Annotated in this window: 16 protein-coding genes and 1 pseudogene; 9 read left to right on the forward strand and 8 right to left on the reverse strand. The window is 46.8% G+C overall.

The features are described from left to right. The first annotated feature begins 62 nt into the window (after positions 1-62). Together WCN91_RS09685 and WCN91_RS09690 are read left to right on the forward strand one after the other, a co-directional pair. Complete coding sequence (locus WCN91_RS09685) at positions 63-1,382, forward strand: porin (protein ID WP_342678518.1); 1,320 nt, start codon at positions 63-65, stop codon at positions 1,380-1,382. 122 nt (positions 1,383-1,504) lie between these two features. Then, positions 1,505-1,891, forward strand: a pseudogene (locus WCN91_RS09690) (YbaN family protein); the annotation flags it as partial. Positions 1,892-2,006: 115 nt separating this feature from the next. On the opposite strand, the gene WCN91_RS09695 reads toward WCN91_RS09690, so the two are convergent. The 4 genes from WCN91_RS09695 to WCN91_RS09710 all read right to left on the reverse strand — a co-directional run bounded on the left by WCN91_RS09695 (position 2,007) and on the right by WCN91_RS09710 (position 5,556). Then, positions 2,007-2,381 carry a DUF3703 domain-containing protein gene (locus tag WCN91_RS09695; RefSeq protein WP_342678520.1) on the reverse strand — a complete coding sequence of 125 codons (375 nt, stop codon included), beginning with the start codon at positions 2,379-2,381 and terminating at the stop codon, positions 2,007-2,009. A gap of 167 nt (positions 2,382-2,548) precedes the next feature. Next, positions 2,549-2,782: a TIGR02647 family protein gene (locus WCN91_RS09700; protein WP_342678522.1), complete on the reverse strand. Its 234-nt coding sequence runs from the start codon at positions 2,780-2,782 to the stop codon at positions 2,549-2,551. A gap of 334 nt (positions 2,783-3,116) precedes the next feature. Then, positions 3,117-4,241, reverse strand: a complete 1,125-nt coding sequence (wecB, locus tag WCN91_RS09705) for a non-hydrolyzing UDP-N-acetylglucosamine 2-epimerase (protein WP_342678524.1) — start codon at positions 4,239-4,241, stop codon at positions 3,117-3,119. Between the two features lie 340 nt (positions 4,242-4,581). Then, positions 4,582-5,556 carry a transposase gene (locus tag WCN91_RS09710; protein WP_342678526.1) on the reverse strand — a complete coding sequence of 325 codons (975 nt, stop codon included), beginning with the start codon at positions 5,554-5,556 and terminating at the stop codon, positions 4,582-4,584. A gap of 71 nt (positions 5,557-5,627) precedes the next feature. Here WCN91_RS09710 and WCN91_RS09715 point away from each other — a divergent pair, with 71 nt between their 5' ends. The 6 genes from WCN91_RS09715 (at position 5,628) to WCN91_RS09740 (ending at position 8,700) form a co-directional block, all read left to right on the forward strand. Continuing rightward, positions 5,628-6,422: a hypothetical protein gene (locus WCN91_RS09715; protein WP_342678528.1), complete on the forward strand. Its 795-nt coding sequence runs from the start codon at positions 5,628-5,630 to the stop codon at positions 6,420-6,422. Then, complete coding sequence (locus WCN91_RS09720) at positions 6,419-7,198, forward strand: RHS repeat domain-containing protein (RefSeq protein ID WP_342678530.1); 780 nt, start codon at positions 6,419-6,421, stop codon at positions 7,196-7,198. The genes WCN91_RS09715 and WCN91_RS09720 overlap by 4 nt, the downstream gene beginning before the upstream one ends. Continuing rightward, complete coding sequence (locus WCN91_RS09725; protein WP_342678532.1) at positions 7,182-7,676, forward strand: tetratricopeptide repeat protein; 495 nt, start codon at positions 7,182-7,184, stop codon at positions 7,674-7,676. The genes WCN91_RS09720 and WCN91_RS09725 overlap by 17 nt, the downstream gene beginning before the upstream one ends. A 102-nt stretch (positions 7,677-7,778) precedes the next feature. After that, the gene (locus tag WCN91_RS09730) at positions 7,779-7,994 is read left to right on the forward strand and encodes a hypothetical protein (RefSeq protein WP_342678534.1); all 216 of its coding nucleotides are present in this window, start codon (positions 7,779-7,781) and stop codon (positions 7,992-7,994) included. Continuing rightward, positions 7,995-8,495, forward strand: coding sequence for a hypothetical protein (locus WCN91_RS09735; RefSeq protein WP_342678536.1), 501 nt, complete (start codon positions 7,995-7,997; stop codon positions 8,493-8,495). It abuts the gene before it with no gap. Next, complete coding sequence (locus tag WCN91_RS09740; protein WP_342678538.1) at positions 8,482-8,700, forward strand: hypothetical protein; 219 nt, start codon at positions 8,482-8,484, stop codon at positions 8,698-8,700. The genes WCN91_RS09735 and WCN91_RS09740 overlap by 14 nt, the downstream gene beginning before the upstream one ends. Positions 8,701-8,745: 45 nt before the next feature. Here WCN91_RS09740 and WCN91_RS09745 read toward each other — a convergent pair whose 3' ends face one another. From WCN91_RS09745 to WCN91_RS09755, 3 genes are all read right to left on the reverse strand, one after another. Next, entirely contained in the window at positions 8,746-8,964 is a 219-nt protein-coding gene (locus WCN91_RS09745; RefSeq protein WP_342678540.1) for a hypothetical protein, read from the reverse strand. Positions 8,965-9,344: 380 nt separating this feature from the next. Continuing rightward, positions 9,345-11,165, reverse strand: coding sequence for a glutamine--fructose-6-phosphate transaminase (isomerizing) (gene glmS, locus WCN91_RS09750; RefSeq protein ID WP_342678542.1), 1,821 nt, complete (start codon positions 11,163-11,165; stop codon positions 9,345-9,347). A gap of 55 nt (positions 11,166-11,220) precedes the next feature. Further along, a complete protein-coding gene (locus WCN91_RS09755; RefSeq protein ID WP_342678545.1) occupies positions 11,221-11,991 on the reverse strand; it encodes a DeoR/GlpR family DNA-binding transcription regulator in 771 nt (256 codons plus the stop codon). Positions 11,992-12,157: 166 nt separating this feature from the next. Here WCN91_RS09755 and WCN91_RS09760 point away from each other — a divergent pair, with 166 nt between their 5' ends. Beyond that, positions 12,158-13,060 (forward strand): retroviral-like aspartic protease family protein, encoded by a 903-nt coding sequence (locus WCN91_RS09760; RefSeq protein ID WP_342678547.1) that lies wholly within the window; start codon positions 12,158-12,160, stop codon positions 13,058-13,060. Positions 13,061-13,271: 211 nt separating this feature from the next. Here the strand turns inward: WCN91_RS09760 and WCN91_RS09765 are convergent, their stop codons facing one another. Beyond that, complete coding sequence (locus WCN91_RS09765; protein ID WP_342678549.1) at positions 13,272-15,647, reverse strand: TonB-dependent receptor domain-containing protein; 2,376 nt, start codon at positions 15,645-15,647, stop codon at positions 13,272-13,274. Positions 15,648-15,813 lie beyond the last annotated feature (166 nt).

Raw genomic sequence — 15,813 nt, forward strand, 5'->3', positions numbered from 1 at the left:
ACCTTCGTAAAAACCCGAAACTTAGTCTAGGCTAGGGGAACGGGCCACAACAAAAGGTTATTATGATTAATATCAACAGCACAGCATTGGCGGTAAGCTTAGCCCTAGCATCTGGCTCGGCACTGGCCAACCCTGAATTGGAGGCAATGAAAAAGCAACTTGAGCAAATGCAGCAGCAAATGCAACAGTTGCAGCAAAAGCTCGAAGCGGCAGAGCGTAAATCCAAACAGCAAGAACAAGAGCAACAGCAAATCACTCGGCGCATTGCTAAACAGGAAGAACAACTGGAACAGAGCGTAGCGCAACAAAGCGAAGAAAAAGAAGAGGGTATTCGCATTGGCGGTGCCGTACGTACCAACTACAGCCATACCTCCTATGACGATGACAATAAAAACCGCGGCGGCGACTTCGATTTCGATATTTTCCGCGTTAACTTCGCCGGTGATATTGGCGATGTGGAACTCAATGCCGAGATCCGCTTCTTCGACTATATGACCGCGGTAAAATATGCCTATGTGGGTTATGATTTTGCCGACGACTGGCAGGTGCAGGCGGGTATTACCAAGGTTCCATTCGGTAACTGGCCTTATAACTCGCATAACTATTTCTTCGGCACCACTTATTACGTGGGCCTGGAGGACGATCACGACCTAGGCCTGCTGTTTAAGCGCAAAATTGCCGACAACTGGCAGCTCGACCTCGGCTTTTTCAAAAACGATGAACTCGGTGGCGTCGATGGCTATGTCGATAACCGCAGCGATCGCTACTCCTATGATGTAGTTGGTTTTCGCAGCGCCGATGAAGGCATTTATGCCGAACCCACCAATGCCATTGGCGAATACAACACCTTCTCCGGCCGCTACGGCTACCACCTTGAGCATGAAGGTGGCAAAACCGAGCTAGGGGTGTCTGGATTGCGCGGCGATCTGCATGACGGCGACGACCGGGTGGGCGATTACTATGCCTGGGCGGTTCACCTCAACAGCACACTGGGGCGCTGGAATTTACAGTTACAGCATGGTGAATATAACTATGATATCGACAATGTCGATCGCATGGCGGTAGGCGCTTACTCCTTTTACGACAGCATCGCCGCCGAGGCAACCATGACCAATGCCAATATCGCCTATAGCCTGCCGGTAAAATGGGGCGCGGTAACAGGGCTGCAGTTTTATAATGACTACGGCATCATCTACGACAAATCCGATAACAGCGCCGATACCTGGATGAATGTCACCGGCTTCTCGGTGGCGGCCGGCGGCTTGTTCACCTATTTCGATCTGGTGCATGCGAAGAACCAGCCATTTGTTGGCGGTTCCATCGCCGGCGACAGCGACGAAACCGAACGTCGCTTTAATATCAACATCGGATATTACTTCTAAAAAAAGGGCCGCAAGGCCCTTTTTGCTGTGTAAACCGTCAGCGCCAAAGCCAATTTAAAGCCATAGCGAGTTGACAAGTCATTTAGTAAACTTAAGCTACCTTTAGGTTGCTGGGATATTCAGTGGGTCGATTTGCGGCATTTGCCAATGTCATCATTCGCTATAAGAATTCTGCCTTACAAGCGCTGGGCTTAGGTTTTGTCGGCCTGGGCATAGTAGGCATTGCTCTGCCGGTGATGCCGACCACCATCTTTTTTATTGCCGCTCTGGCCTGCTTTACCCGCTCCTCCCCGCGCCTTGAGGCCTGGTTACTGGAACACCCCAGGTTCGGGCCAATACTAACGGCTTGGCGTCATCATAAGGTAGTACCAACCAAGGCTAAATGGCTGGCGGCCTTGGGCATGAGCATAGGTTTGTATATGATGATGTTTTCTACCGCGCCAAGCTATGCCGTGGTGCTGGTGGCCGCTATCGAGGCCTGCGTACTGGTTTATTTAATTCGCCGCCCAGGGAAGGTCCAGCTGCCGCCAAGCTCTTTTACCTTGGCTATGACCCTAAGCGCGCTGTTTTTTACCCATCACTTACTCGTCCTCTTTTGGCTGCAGGGCTGAGCAAAGCGCAACTTTAGTTCGCAAGCTTACATCTGTGCTTGGCGTCATTAATGGCCTGCGCATGCGTTGGCGATAAAACCATGGGTTTAAATGGACTCACATTTGCACCGCCGGTGTTACCCGTTGGCAGCAGGCCCAAGGCGGTTTTGCTGATAGCACCGACAATACGCAGTATCTGCCCGGCGACCTCGGAGTAAGCCTTATTTTTCCAGCCCCAAACCAGCATCAGCCAATGAGTGTAGGTGTGCCAATAAGTGGACTCTTGGCCTAACACATGGGCATTTTCTAAGTGCTTAAATTCTTGTGTGCTCTGTGTCGATACTCTGGCTCTGCGCGCCATGGCCAGCTCACGCAAAACAGCATAACGAATTGCTTGGGTAAAGTTCATGCTGTGCTCCAATTACTAAGGTTTTAATCAGCATAAACCTTGGTGTTAACTCCAAGGCAAGGTTTTATGGGTAATTTTTCATCGACCTTTTGAGGCAACGGAATTTACGTCAAGGGAGGAAAAGGAAAGTAAGGCAGCAAGAGCTTGCCGCCTTGGTTATTCTAGGATTAACAGCTTAGCGCACTGTGCAGGGTGTCGAGGTGGTTTACTAAGTCCAGCCCCAAGTCGGTTAGGTAGCCGCCATCCGGGCTGTCGGTAATGCCTTTTTCATACAAGCGCTGAGCCGCATCGCGCATGGCCTCATCGGCATCACTATGTACCTTAATACCCTGCATATGACTGGCGCGCGGAAACTTAGCCAGTAACTCCATCTCATCTACCATGGCTTGATTAATACGCATATTAGGTTCCTTTGTTGCTTTTATTATTCTGTCTGTACTAATGCTAGACGAAGAAATAAATTTTGCCCTGCGCGATATCATATTTTCGCACTTTCAAGATTAATTAAGACACCCGCTTTAAAAGATAATTACTAAGACACCCACTTTAAATTTTTGTGTGCGCGGCGGGGTCTGGCCAATACTTTTCTCGGCGCAATTCACCCCACGCCAACGCCTAACAGGGACTACCCCCTATGGTTTTAAAGCAATTGTGCTTCCCCTAGTAAATATTGAATAAAACAAGAATAGTTATTCAAAAATGTGACGTGCTGATCAACATTAGACCTACAGCGGCTTATAGTTGATTATCGACCAAAGCGTTGCAAATACGCTTACAAGCCTGGCCATCGCCATAGGGGTTATGAGCAAAACTCATATCCTGATACGCAGTCTGTTCTGTTAGCAAGAGGTGCAAATATGCAGTGATCTTTTCTACATCGGTGCCTACTAGTTTAACTGTGCCAGCCGCAACGGCTTCCGGGCGCTCTGTGGTATCGCGCATAACCAGAACTGGCTTGCCTAAACTGGGCGCCTCTTCCTGGATACCGCCTGAGTCGGTCAGGATTATGTGCGCCTGGTTCATCAAGTAAACAAAGGGCAAGTACTGCTGCGGCTCAATTAAGAAAATATTCTTGATACCATTTAAGATGCGGTTAACTGGCTCTTGCACATTAGGGTTCAAATGTACGGGGTAAACAATTTGGCTCTCTGGGTGGGCCTGTGCCGTTTTGGCAAGCGCCTCACAGATACGCTCAAAGCCGCCACCAAAGCTCTCCCGGCGGTGGCCGGTAACGAGAATTAGTTTTTTGCTGGGGTCAATAAATGGAAATTGTGAGGCGAGCTTGTCTTTGAGGCTGGCGTCACCCTCAATTTTATTTTTTACCATCAGCAAAGCGTCAATCACTGTGTTGCCCGTTACATGGATATGCTCCGGTGCATAGTTTTCCCTAATCAGGTTATTTTTACTGTTATCCGTTGGCGCAAAATGAAATTTAGTAAGCGCCCCAGTTAATTTGCGATTAGCTTCTTCTGGCCAGGGGCTGTAAATATTGCCTGTGCGCAGGCCCGCTTCAACATGGCCGACAGCAATTTGCTCATAATAAGCGGCTAGACTTGCGGCAAAGGTTGTTGCTGTATCACCGTGAACCAGCACTATATCAGGCTTAAACTCTTGTAAAACTGGGGTGAGCTCTAGCAGTATACGACTGGTCACCTGTGGCAGAGTTTGCCCAGCCTTCATCAGATTAAGATCATAATCTGGCTCAATCTCGAATAGCTCCAGCACCTGGTCTAACATTTCCCGGTGCTGGGCAGTTACGCATACCCTTGCTTCAAAGCGTTGATCATTTGCTAATTCGTGTACTAATGGCGCCATTTTTATCGCTTCAGGGCGCGTACCGAAAACTGTCAATACTTTCATCACGTTAAATCCTATTAGTCGTGTTTGCTGATGCTGTAGTGCACCAAAATAAGAAAATTGTAAGCTTTAAGCGCCCTTCGAAGAGCTCTTTAATGCAATACCTTGTCTAACTAACCAACTGATAAGCATACTTGTAACAACTGCAAAAATTAACCCAAAATTACCAAGACACCCACTCTAAAGTTAGCTTCTTGCTACTAATGCTTTTCCCTATGCGCTTTGTTCAATTCAATCTGCATTTCGACGATTTTTCTTCCGTTTTTATCTTTTCCTGTGAATTTGTGACATGCAAAGTCACCACTCTGGCCGAGAGTTTAAATACAAGGGAGCAGAAGAATATCTAAGCAAACAGCGCTTGACTGTTACTTAAATCCACACGTCGTTTTCGGTGTTGATGCTGGCAGTAAGTTGTTAAGGCTTGTTCCTTACCCACAGCACCGCGAAAAACCTTGGTGAACGAAGTTGTGAGCGCAAGCCAGTTTCCTGGGCAAATATCGAGCCGTTGAAGAATGGGGGTTGCATCAGATGAAATATGCCCTGGTTTATCTTCACGCATACAGCGTCCCGTCCATTCAATCAGTTCTAAGTAACTCTGTAGCTCAAAAGGCAAGCCCTTAGGCATGTTTTTGCGTGGATTACCAACAAAGGGCATTAAGGTAGTGGGTTGCTTACCCTGCTTTGCTGATGCGATTCGGGCTTTCACGCTGGTATAGTCTGAGTGCTCGGGTAAGTCGGCGGCCTTTGCACTGATCGGGTTTAAGTCCACATAGGCTAAACAAGCTACTAAAGCGGCTTCATCAAGGAGAGCCTGTGATTTAAAGCGCCCTTCCCAAAAACGGCCGGTGCAGCCATCTTCACGATTGGCTTGACGGGCAATCCCCTCATTGAGTACACGCATAAACCAGCTGATATCGCTGAGACGCTCCCGATAAATCAAGATACGACCCTGTAGAGCTGCCAGCTCAGCCGTATCAAGCTGCTCTCCTTGCAAAAAGCGCTGGCTGAGCACGGTGCCTTTAAACAATTTGTGCCACCGCAGCACTATGGCTTTATCCGTTAAGTGCTGGGCTTTAGGCTTATCCACATGCAGTACGATATGGGTGTGGTTACTCATCACCGCATAAGCACATACATCTATGCAGAAAATTTGCGCTAGCTGCAACAGTTTACTTTCAACCCACTCGCGGCGATGTTCATAAGAGCGGCCGGTCAGTGCATCTTTGCCACACAAGAATGCCCGCCGCACACAGCGAGAAATACAGTGATAATAAGAAGTATCAGCCAAACTGATTTGGTTTTTCCGAGGCGTTGCCATGATCCACTCCTCCTTGAGTTACACACTCAAAGTGTAGCCAAAGTGGTTGGAAGTGTGGAATATTAAAGTGGGTGTCTTGGTTGATTTTTTCAGGTCAAGGCAGCTTCGGCAACGTATCAATCAGTTATGATACGCTCGGAAATATCAAGACATACAATACCGCCAATAGCAGCCTTACCTATCACTATGATATGACACGTAACCGACTTTCTTCAGTTACAGGCTCGGGCACTGCTGCCAAATCATACCCATCATTTACTTATGATTCTCGTGGTAATGTTACGAATAACAGCTTCAGAAGTTTCAATTATAACTTAGCCGAACAAATGGTTAATTCTGGAGGCAATACGTACGTCTATGACGCTCAGAACCGCAGAATTAAACAAACTGACAGCAAAGGGACAAGTTATAGTTTTTACTCTCAAAGCGGCACCTTGCTTTATCGAGAAACCGCCAGCGGAGGCATTAACTATGTCTACCTAAACAATAAGCTGATTGCAAAAGATGGTGCCGGGAACACCAGCAAACCCGAATTGTCCCCTCCTACCGCAAGCATGTCATGCAGCCCATCCAGTTGTGAAGTTACAAAGACGGGCTCAGGTACGGTTTCAATCACCGTATCTCTTAATACCAGTTGTACTAAGGGGTGTGATATCGAATGGTATTACGCTGTCCACCCACTATTTGCCAATAGTGCTGGCACCAACCCAATGACATTCAGTCACCGCTGCCGAGGAACTAATCAAGAAATAACTGGGGTCGTAGGCGCCATCGTGACTGACAAGGGCACCGGACTTAAAAAGACAGTCAACAAATCACCTACAATTACCTGCAAGGCCTCCGGTGGTGGAGGAATAGAGCTATGAACTACTACATCAAATTTCTAATTTTACTCTCCGGGTTGGTTTGTAAACTCGCCACTGCAGACGTCACATTTGTTCACAGCGACTTGCTGGGCTCACCGACTGCCGAAACGAATTTATCGGGGAAACTGATTACGCTTTCACATTACAAGCCTTTCGGAGACGAGCTTGAACAAAAGCGGGATGACGTCGGTTTTACCGCGCATAAATATGATACCGACCTAGCATTAAACTATATGCAGGCACGATACTATGATCCAGTCATAGGTCGTTTCTATTCCAATGATCCGGTTGGTACTCTGGAACATTTAGGCGGAACTGGAGGAATACATGGCTTCAACCGTTACGCTTACGCTAACAATAACCCTTATAAATATACAGATCCTGATGGAAGGAACCCTGTCGCGGGAGCTGCCGTTGGCTGTGCAGCAACTGGCCCTGCATGTCCTGTGGGTGCTGTTGTTGGAGGTGTAATTGGAGCTACCTTAGGCGTCTTAGGTGTAATAGCTTACAATGAAATGAGCGATGATTCTGACTCAGAGGGTGAAGAACCTAAGAAAAAAGAAAAAGCAAAGGATCGTCGAAAGCGTCAAAAGCAAGAAGCTAGAGATAAGAAGTTTGGCGAGGCAGGAGAGCCTGTATCTGAGGACTATGTAAAGTGGAAGGCTAAAGAAAAAGAAAAGACAGATGGAAAACAAGGCCGAAGAGATAGTCATGATAAGAAGAGACGTGGTGAACCCGACCGCACAAAGGATCAAATAGATGAAGACTACCAGTAAAATGTATGCAGGATATTCAGATGAAGCAGTCCTCTTACTTCAGAAGGCAAATGAACTTGATTATGTGGACGCTGTAAAACTATATGACAAAGTTATAAGCAGCTTTCCTGAGCCTGCATATGCATATGCTAAAAGGGGCTACGCATACCACAAGTTAGAAGCTTTTGAACAAGCTATCGATGATTTTGATGTAGCCATTGATAAGAATCCTAAAGCTAAAAATACTATCTGGCAGAGGGGGATTTCTAAATGGGATTTAGGGCTTTTAAAGGAAGCAATTGAAGATTTAGAAAAATACTCCAAGTTAAAGCCTGACGATCCAGAAGCTTTTTACTGGATGGGAGAAATAGCCGAAGAAATGGATGAGCTAGAGCTTTCATCAAGTTACTTTGAAAGTGCTTTACGAATAGATTCAGGCTATGAACAAGCTGTAGAAAGCTTAAACAGAGTCAAGGAAAGAATCGAATCTGGCAGTTAATCGACTTCTTTTGAATCCAAGGCCCCGCACTTCGCGGGGCTTTTTGCTGTTTTCAAAGAAGAATGTTATTTTGAGGTCTTGCATTAAGGAAATAATAGCAGCTTGGAAAATATTGAAATAACAGTATGCAGTGATTTGGATTATGACAATCTGATAGCGGAAATTAAAATTGATAATGTCTTTGTCGGCATTGTAACCAATGAACCCGATGAGCCATTAAGGTTTGAAATTCCTAATGGTCAGGAATCTTCTATAAACGTAGAGCTAGATACATATTTTAAAGCTATCAATAATGCGAAATTAGAGTTGCTAAAGTAGATGACTAGATACTCAGAAAAAGATTATTGGGGAGATACGCAGTTCATTAAGTGGGATAAAAGCATCTTCACTGAAATTGATGCGCCTATTAGTGACATCAGAGCATTATGTGAAATGGGGTTGCCTGAATGGGCGGCCCCAAACATTAATTTCGATAACTACCCTTGCAAATTGGATAGTCTCAAAATTGGGGAAGATCGGGATGATAGAGATATCTTTATTGACCTAGTATCACTGAAAGTCATGGCAGGTTCAGATGAGCAGCTTATGAATACTTCACCTTTTAAGCTTAGAAAAGCATTGCAGTTTTATGCAATCATGGTTGAAAAAGCGATTGCTATTGACGAAGACTCCTTTGTTGAAAATACAGTTGAGGCGAATTTGATTCAAAAGCTAAAAGAAGAGTTAAATGGCCTTGATCCTTCATGCTTAGCTGAGGGGGCGTTTTGGTTCAATGAGATCGTTAGACTATCAAACAAGAAGTTAAATGGTAAAAATTAAACGCTTCTCAACAGAGGATGACAAGGTAAGCATTGAAATATACCTGTCACAAGAAGGCTCGTTTGTGCTTCAAAAATTTGTTCAGAAGTATGATTCTGAAGAAGAAGTGTTTTATGAGGTGCGAGTAACACCAGACCCTGCTGGATTGTTTGGCGATATAGATTCAGCCACTCAAGAAGCGAAAGCATTAATTGGGTTAGAGTGATATAAGCGTTTTGAATCCAAAGCCTCGCACTAGCGGGGCTTTCTGTTACCAAAGCAGACAAAGCTCTTCAGCAAATTCGCCATCTTTCCACTGGCCGAGAGACTTTTTGCCATCTGGTGTGATGCGTTCAAGATAATCGGGGAATAGAGGGTTCTTTCCATATACCGTCTGCCCCTGAGCCTGCAACTCAACGCTTAACTTTCCAGATTGACTATCGCGCTCAACTCCTTCAGACAGGGAGAGCACATCCAGTTGATGTGTCATACGTTACCTCCTGTTGTGTTCTTCATTAAAGCGATATGGGGTTGGCTACACCGTTTCGAGTACAGCTCGCTTTCCAAGCGCAATGAATATGAGCAGATCTGGGTTGGTCCAGAACATTGATTCGATTGGTCCAATATCTTGAGCGTGATGGTCCTGTTGTAAACCTCCCCTAATTAGTTGCATCCGTAATTAGAGTTTGCAACCAGTTCATTCTCGATGCGTCGCATATTCCCTAGATTGCCCTACGCACTAAAAAGCCGACGTAAAGTCGGCTTTTTGCTCAATATCGGTATGAAACTTTATTACTTAGTATGATACTTTAATACTTAGTATGAAACTTTATTCCTCTCCGACAATTTTTATTATCTACCAACCTATGATTACTCTACGGTAACCGACTTGGCCAGGTTACGAGGCTGGTCGACGTCCGTGCCCTTAATGACGGCTACATAGTATGACAGTAGCTGTAATGGGATGGTGTAGACCACAGGGGCGATGACGTTTTCAACATGATTGACGTTGATCACGCGCATGGTGTCGTCAGACTCAAAATGTGAATCCTTATCCGCGAACACATAGATGATGCCGCCACGGGCGCGTACTTCTTCCACATTCGATTTCAGCTTCTCTAACAAGTCGTTGTTTGGCGCCACAACGATGATCGGCATATCCGCATCGATTAACGCCAGTGGGCCGTGCTTCAACTCACCCGCCGCATAGGCTTCGGCGTGAATGTAGGAGATCTCTTTGAGTTTCAACGCCCCTTCCATGGCGATAGGGTACTGAGAGCCACGACCAAGGAACAACGAGTGATGCTTGTCGGCGAATTCTTCCGCTAAGGCTTCGATACCGTCGGCAAGCTGTAGTGCTTCTTCCAATTTGTTTGGCAGGGCCTTAATAGCGTTAACGATTTCTGCCTGGTTTAGGCCCTTTTCCTGGGCAATCGATGCGGTTAGCATCAATAAGCCAACAAGTTGCGTGGTGAAGGCCTTGGTTGAAGCCACGCCGATCTCGGCGCCTGCCTTGGTCATAAAGGCCAAGTCAGACTCACGTACCAATGACGAGCCTGGTACGTTACAGATAGTCATAGAGCCCATGTAGCCCTGCTCTTTGGCCAAACGCAAGGCGGCCAGGGTATCAGCTGTTTCACCAGATTGTGAAATGGTTACCAACAGGCTGTTCGGGTGTACAAATGATTCGCGATAACGAAACTCGGAAGCAATCTCGACATTACAGCTGACGCCAGCAAACTGCTCAAGCCAGTAACGGGCCACCATGCCCGAGTGGTAAGAGGTACCACAGGCAATGATCTGTACGTGCTGTACGTCTTTAAATATTTGTGTGGCGCTGTCGCCAAAGGCATCGACCGCAACGCGGTCATCTTGTAAACGGCCTTCCAAGGTGTTGCGCACCGCCATCGGCTGCTCGTAGATTTCTTTAAGCATATAGTGACGATATTCGCCCTTGCCCGAAGCGTCCTGAGTGATGTTAGATTCCACCACCTCACGCTCCACCGGCTCACCGTTTTGGTCGAAAATCTCGACGCTGTCACGGGTAATACGCGCCACATCACCTTCTTCCAGGAAGATAAAGCTACGAGTCACAGGCAAGAGTGCCAGCTGATCAGAGGCGATAAAGTTCTCGCCCAGACCCAGACCAATTACCAGCGGGCTGCCAGAGCGGGCAACTATGATTTCATTGTCGTTGGCCTTGTCGAATACCACGGTACCGTAGGCGCCTTCAAGCTGCTTAACCGCCGCCTGCACCGCACTTAACAGGGTGTCGTGTTGCTGGCGTAGCTGGTGGATAAGGTGCACCATGACCTCGGTATCTGTTTCCGATAGGAAAGTATAGCCATCGCCCTTGAGCGCTTCACGCAGGCTGCTATGGTTTTCAATGATACCGTTGTGTACCAAAGCCAGTTCATTGTTCGACAAATGCGGGTGCGCATTGGCTTCGGTTACACCGCCGTGTGTTGCCCAGCGGGTATGAGCGATACCCGTAGTGCCGGATACACCGGCCTCGTTTAAGGCGCTCTCAAGCATGGCAACCTTGCCCACGGCTTTAACGCTGTTTAGGGTATTGCCTTGCAACAAGGCCACACCGGCCGAGTCATAGCCACGGTATTCAAGGCGCTTTAAGCCTTCAACTAAAATCTTGTTTACTGGGCGCTCTGCAACGGCCCCAACTATTCCACACATAAATTCTCCATTTGCACGTATGTGTTATATTTTTGCCCGATGTTGTCGGTCGGGCTTATTCGTTTACCTCGGCACAGATCAGCTGCACGCCATGGGCGCTTATTTCCCGGCGCAAATCGGGCGCCAGCTTGCTGTCGGTGATCAGGGTGCTAACCCTTTGCCAAGGCAGTTCTAAATTCGGGATGCGGCGACCGATTTTTTCTGACTCCACCAGCACCACTACATCGCGAGCGGCTTCAGCCATAACCTGGCTTAAGCCGATCAGCTCATTGAAGGTGGTGGTTCCACGGGAAACATCGATACCATCGGCGCCTATAAACAGGGTATCGAAATCGTAAGAGCGCAGCACCTGCTCGGCTACCTGGCCCTGGAAGGACTCGGAATGCGGGTCCCAAGTGCCACCTGTCATTAAGAGGGTTGGCTCATTTTCCAACGCCAGTAGCCTGCTGGCCACATTGATGGCATTGGTCATCACCACCAGGCCGCGTTTGGAGGCCAGCTCGGGGATCATCGCCGCCGTGGTGCGGCCGCTGTCGATAATGATGCGGTGGTGATCTTTAATCAGCTGCGCCGCCGCTTTGGCGATGGCGCGTTTACGAGCCGAGTCTTGCGACTCACTGGCGGCGACTATTTCTTTTGGCAGCGCAATGGCGCCGCCATAACGGCGCAATAACAGGCCGCTTTGCTCTAACGAGGCCAAATCCTTTCGAATCGTAACTTCTGAGGTCTGTAATTGCTCCGCCAAGGCCTCAACCGACACTTCACCCAGCTCATTAACCTGGTTAAGTATGGTATGGCGGCGTTGTTGAGTATTACGTTTGGTCATTTAGCTACAAGTAAGTTTCGATTCGAAAGATGCTGCATTATAGTCGAAACTTTAAGCAAAGCTCAACCTGTTATTCCCAGCACATTTCTAAGGATTGATTTTACATAGATGTTACATTTGAGTATTCTCAAAGCTGCTTTTAAATAGCGCACAAGGACGAAAAGCTATGCGTACTCTTATTTATATCACTCTGATTTTATGTAACTTCCCTTCACTCGCAGCTATTTCTAAATGGATCAGTTTTAGCCAAAGTAATGGCCATATCACCATTCCTGTTACCGTAGAAGGCATTGAAACTCACGCCATACTCGACACCGGTGCCCAAATACATGCCATCAACACTGCATTTATCTTAAAAAATAAGCTCGATTTAACCGCCACGGGCAAGACCAGGGTTAAAGGCGTTTACGGCACTGAAGACAAAAAAACATATAACCAGGTCGAATTAAGCCTGTTCGGATTCGATACCCAAATAGACGGCTTAGTTGCAGCCCAATTAGGTTTTCACACAAGCGGCATTCTGCTCGGTGCAGGCTTCTTTGATAAATTCATAGTGCAAATAGACTATCCGAATAGTCGTATACGTTTAATCACGCGAGATAGCCTGGATTTAGGTGAACTGGAAAACATAGAAATGCGCGCGCAACGTGGGACGGGAAGACCCATAGTTAAAGTTGCTCTGGGCGAAGAGCGCAGCGCCTGGTTGCTACTCGATACCGGCAGTAACGGCGGCTTAACCATCAAACGCTCTGTTGCAGATAGACTCGGTTGGTTAGACAACAAAAAGCTCAGCTCCGAGATTAGCAGAGGGGTCAATACCTTGGCCACCACCAACTCATTGCGTATCGACGAATTTAAATTTGGCCCATATACGCTGGAAAATGTGTTGGTAAGCGTACCTGGTGAAGGGCAAAGCGCAAACCTGGAAGATCAATTCTCAACAACAGGTACCCGCATTAAATCCGCTAAAGTCGAAGGTATCCTCGGCTACGATATTCTCAAACACTTTGTAGTCACCATAGATTACAAATTTGGCCATGCTCACATTGGCTTACCTGAGCAAGGCTAAGTGTTTTAGGTAAATGCATTGGGGTCTGGCAGTGGGCGAATTTTCATAGTGCTCACACGGTAAAACGGGGTTAAAGCTTAATAGTGATAGCAAAGCGCTATACTACCGATTCACTTCAATCGTCAATCATTCTAGCGGGCCAACTGTGTTGGAGTTTTTCGATGTAGAATAAGAACAAAGGCCTCATTGAAAGAGGCCTTTTTCGTTTTAATTAAAAGTAAGCAGTGACGCCTAACCAGAAGTTACGGCCTTTGTCTTTCACGTTGTAATCGTCTGTGAACACCACTTCGCTCACTGCGCCGCGACCAGTTAAGTATTCGTACTCACCATTACCATTTAAGTCCTTATAGTCAGTGCTGTAAGTCGTGAAGTCTTCGTCTAACAGGTTGTTGATGCGGGCATTAATTTGCACGTACTGGTTCACATAGAACTGTGCGCCTAAGTTAAACAAGTTGTAGTCTTTGTAATAAAGAGCCTTGTCCAGCGTCGTGTTCCAGCCACGGTAGCGATCTGAGCGGAAAACGCCTTGTAGGTAGATCTCAATGTTGTCTGTGGCATCCCAGCTCACGGTGAGGTTAGCCATGTGTTCAGCAGTATTCGTTAACGGCTGACCCTCCTCAGACCCACTCTTTTGTTCGCTGTCTGTCCATGTGTAGTTACCATTGATAGACCAGGTTTGCGAAATATCGTAACGACCAGCTACTTCAATACCTTGAAGGTCTACTTCGTCGATATTAATTTTCTGGCTGTAACTTTGGTAACCCAGTTGGTCGTACTCACCTAAATTCACGCAGGGCTTTACGCCACCTGTTTGTTCACAGCTTTGAATGCTATCACCTCTGGCAATTTTGTCTTCAAACTGGGTGTTGTAATAGGTGATGTTAAAGTTGTGGCCAGCTGTGCCTGAGCTCCAATAAAGCGCAATTTCAGAGTTCACGCTGGTTTCTGGCTCTAAGTCAGGGTTACCCGCGAATGGACTCGTTCCTTGGCCACCAAAGCCTGTAATACCGTCGTATAAGTCGGTTGTTTTTGGTGTTTTATAACCAGTGCTTACACCACCTTTTACTGTCCAGCCATTATCAAAAGTGTAAACACCATAAGCCCGTGGCGATACTTGGCTACCAAATACGTCGTGATTGTCGTAACGCACACCTGTGGTGAAAGTAAAGGCATCGTTTGGCATCCAGTTATCTTCAACAAATACTGAGTGCATGTTTTGCTCTTGCACCTTACCAGCTTCGTTGCTTTCTAGTCCGAACACGCCATCTTTCAACTTGCCGTCAATTAATTGGGCACCAACAACAAGGTGGTGTTCACCGATAGCACCGCTAAGAGGAATATCAAAGCGTAAGTCATAAGTGTATTGGCTGCTTTCTAATGGACGCTGCGAGCGCGGCAAAAAGGTTTCTTCTGCTAAGTCTTTACGCGCTTGTTCGTCCATACCAGCATATGCGCCGGTGCCGTCGTACATCTCTTGTAACAATAGACGCTCCGCCACACTCAAAGGTAGGGTACGGCCATTATTCTGAGTATCCACATAAGCGACAGCGGCCTTCATCGTTGCCCAGCTAAATTCACCTTCGTAATCAAGTGACCACCACTGTCGGTCAAACGTTTGCTCTGCTGCGTAGCCTGCACGTGGGTTAACTTGCCCACGTCGAGCTTGCCAAATGGATTCAATGTTGTCTTTGGTGCCTAACGGGTAATTAATTTCACCTGATTCAATGTCATAGCTAGGAGTGTTGTCATATACCTGATGTGAGTCATCAAAGTCAAAGCGTAGGTGATGACCTTTCGCAACCGTGTAGTTAAGTGAGAAACCATACTCTTCGTTGGTGTTATCTACGGTACGGCCACCTCTACCAAAGCCAAGTTCACGCACGTGAATAACACCATTAGGATCAACAGCTGGCTCAAACCTAGGTGATGACGCTTGTTGGTCATAAATACTACCGCGTACACCTAGCGTTAGTACGTTTTTGATCAGCGGCCCAGTAAGGTTAAAGTCAGTGGTTACGTCATCACCAAAGTCATCATCTTGCGCAAATGAGCGGCTAAATGACAATGCGCCACTCCAGGTGTCAGTATGTTTTTTGGTAATGATATTAATTACCCCACCAAGCGCATCAGCACCATACAAGGTTGAGGCCGGCCCACGAATTACTTCAATTCGTTCAATTGCATCGACAGGAGGTACATGGTTAAAGGCATTACCGCCAAAGTTGTTAGGGTAAATATCACCATGGTTGTTTTGACGTTTGCCATCAATTAGCAAGAGTGTGTACTCGCCGGTTAAACCACGCATGCTCACACTACCTTGGCCTGTTTTATCTCGGGTTGTACCTATGTCTATCCCTTCTAAATACTGCACGGCGTCTAAAACAGAGGTGAAAGAGTGCGCTTTAATATCTTTGTTGGTCACGATTGAAATGCTGGCTGGTGCATCCGTGACTTTTTGCTCGAAACCCGTAGCCGTAACCACGATACGTTCCATTTCTTGAGTGCTTGGCTTTTCATCGTCGGCAAAAGCAGCAAAGTGCACGCCCACTGCCAATGCAGGAAGGCTTAGTTTAAATAAATACGACATTAATCATCCCTAAATAAGTAAAAGAACCTCGCAAACAAATGCGAATGATTGTTATTAGCGGTGGGTATGATACAGGAACGAACTATGTGATCAATAACGATTATCATTTATGTTCAGCAAAAATAAACAAAACTACCTTATTCGCGCTTTCTAATGGGGAAAACAT

Source organism: Pseudoalteromonas qingdaonensis, assembly GCF_038739665.1.
In the GTDB taxonomy this organism is placed as follows: Bacteria; Pseudomonadota; Gammaproteobacteria; order Enterobacterales; family Alteromonadaceae; genus Pseudoalteromonas; species Pseudoalteromonas qingdaonensis.

Bases quoted from the DNA above. Each gene is read 5' to 3' on its own strand.
- WCN91_RS09685 (WP_342678518.1), top strand. From the start codon at position 63: ATGATTAATATCAACAGCACAGCATTGGCGGTAAGCTTAGCCCTAGCA.
- WCN91_RS09695 (WP_342678520.1), bottom strand. From the start codon at position 2,381: ATGAACTTTACCCAAGCAATTCGTTATGCTGTTTTGCGTGAGCTGGCC.
- WCN91_RS09700 (WP_342678522.1), bottom strand. From the start codon at position 2,782: ATGCGTATTAATCAAGCCATGGTAGATGAGATGGAGTTACTGGCTAAG.
- wecB (WP_342678524.1), bottom strand. From the start codon at position 4,241: ATGAAAGTATTGACAGTTTTCGGTACGCGCCCTGAAGCGATAAAAATG.
- WCN91_RS09710 (WP_342678526.1), bottom strand. From the start codon at position 5,556: ATGGCAACGCCTCGGAAAAACCAAATCAGTTTGGCTGATACTTCTTAT.
- WCN91_RS09720 (WP_342678530.1), top strand. From the start codon at position 6,419: ATGAACTACTACATCAAATTTCTAATTTTACTCTCCGGGTTGGTTTGT.
- WCN91_RS09725 (WP_342678532.1), top strand. From the start codon at position 7,182: ATGAAGACTACCAGTAAAATGTATGCAGGATATTCAGATGAAGCAGTC.
- WCN91_RS09735 (WP_342678536.1), top strand. From the start codon at position 7,995: ATGACTAGATACTCAGAAAAAGATTATTGGGGAGATACGCAGTTCATT.
- WCN91_RS09740 (WP_342678538.1), top strand. From the start codon at position 8,482: ATGGTAAAAATTAAACGCTTCTCAACAGAGGATGACAAGGTAAGCATT.
- WCN91_RS09745 (WP_342678540.1), bottom strand. From the start codon at position 8,964: ATGACACATCAACTGGATGTGCTCTCCCTGTCTGAAGGAGTTGAGCGC.
- glmS (WP_342678542.1), bottom strand. From the start codon at position 11,165: ATGTGTGGAATAGTTGGGGCCGTTGCAGAGCGCCCAGTAAACAAGATT.
- WCN91_RS09755 (WP_342678545.1), bottom strand. From the start codon at position 11,991: ATGACCAAACGTAATACTCAACAACGCCGCCATACCATACTTAACCAG.
- WCN91_RS09760 (WP_342678547.1), top strand. From the start codon at position 12,158: ATGCGTACTCTTATTTATATCACTCTGATTTTATGTAACTTCCCTTCA.
- WCN91_RS09765 (WP_342678549.1), bottom strand. From the start codon at position 15,647: ATGTCGTATTTATTTAAACTAAGCCTTCCTGCATTGGCAGTGGGCGTG.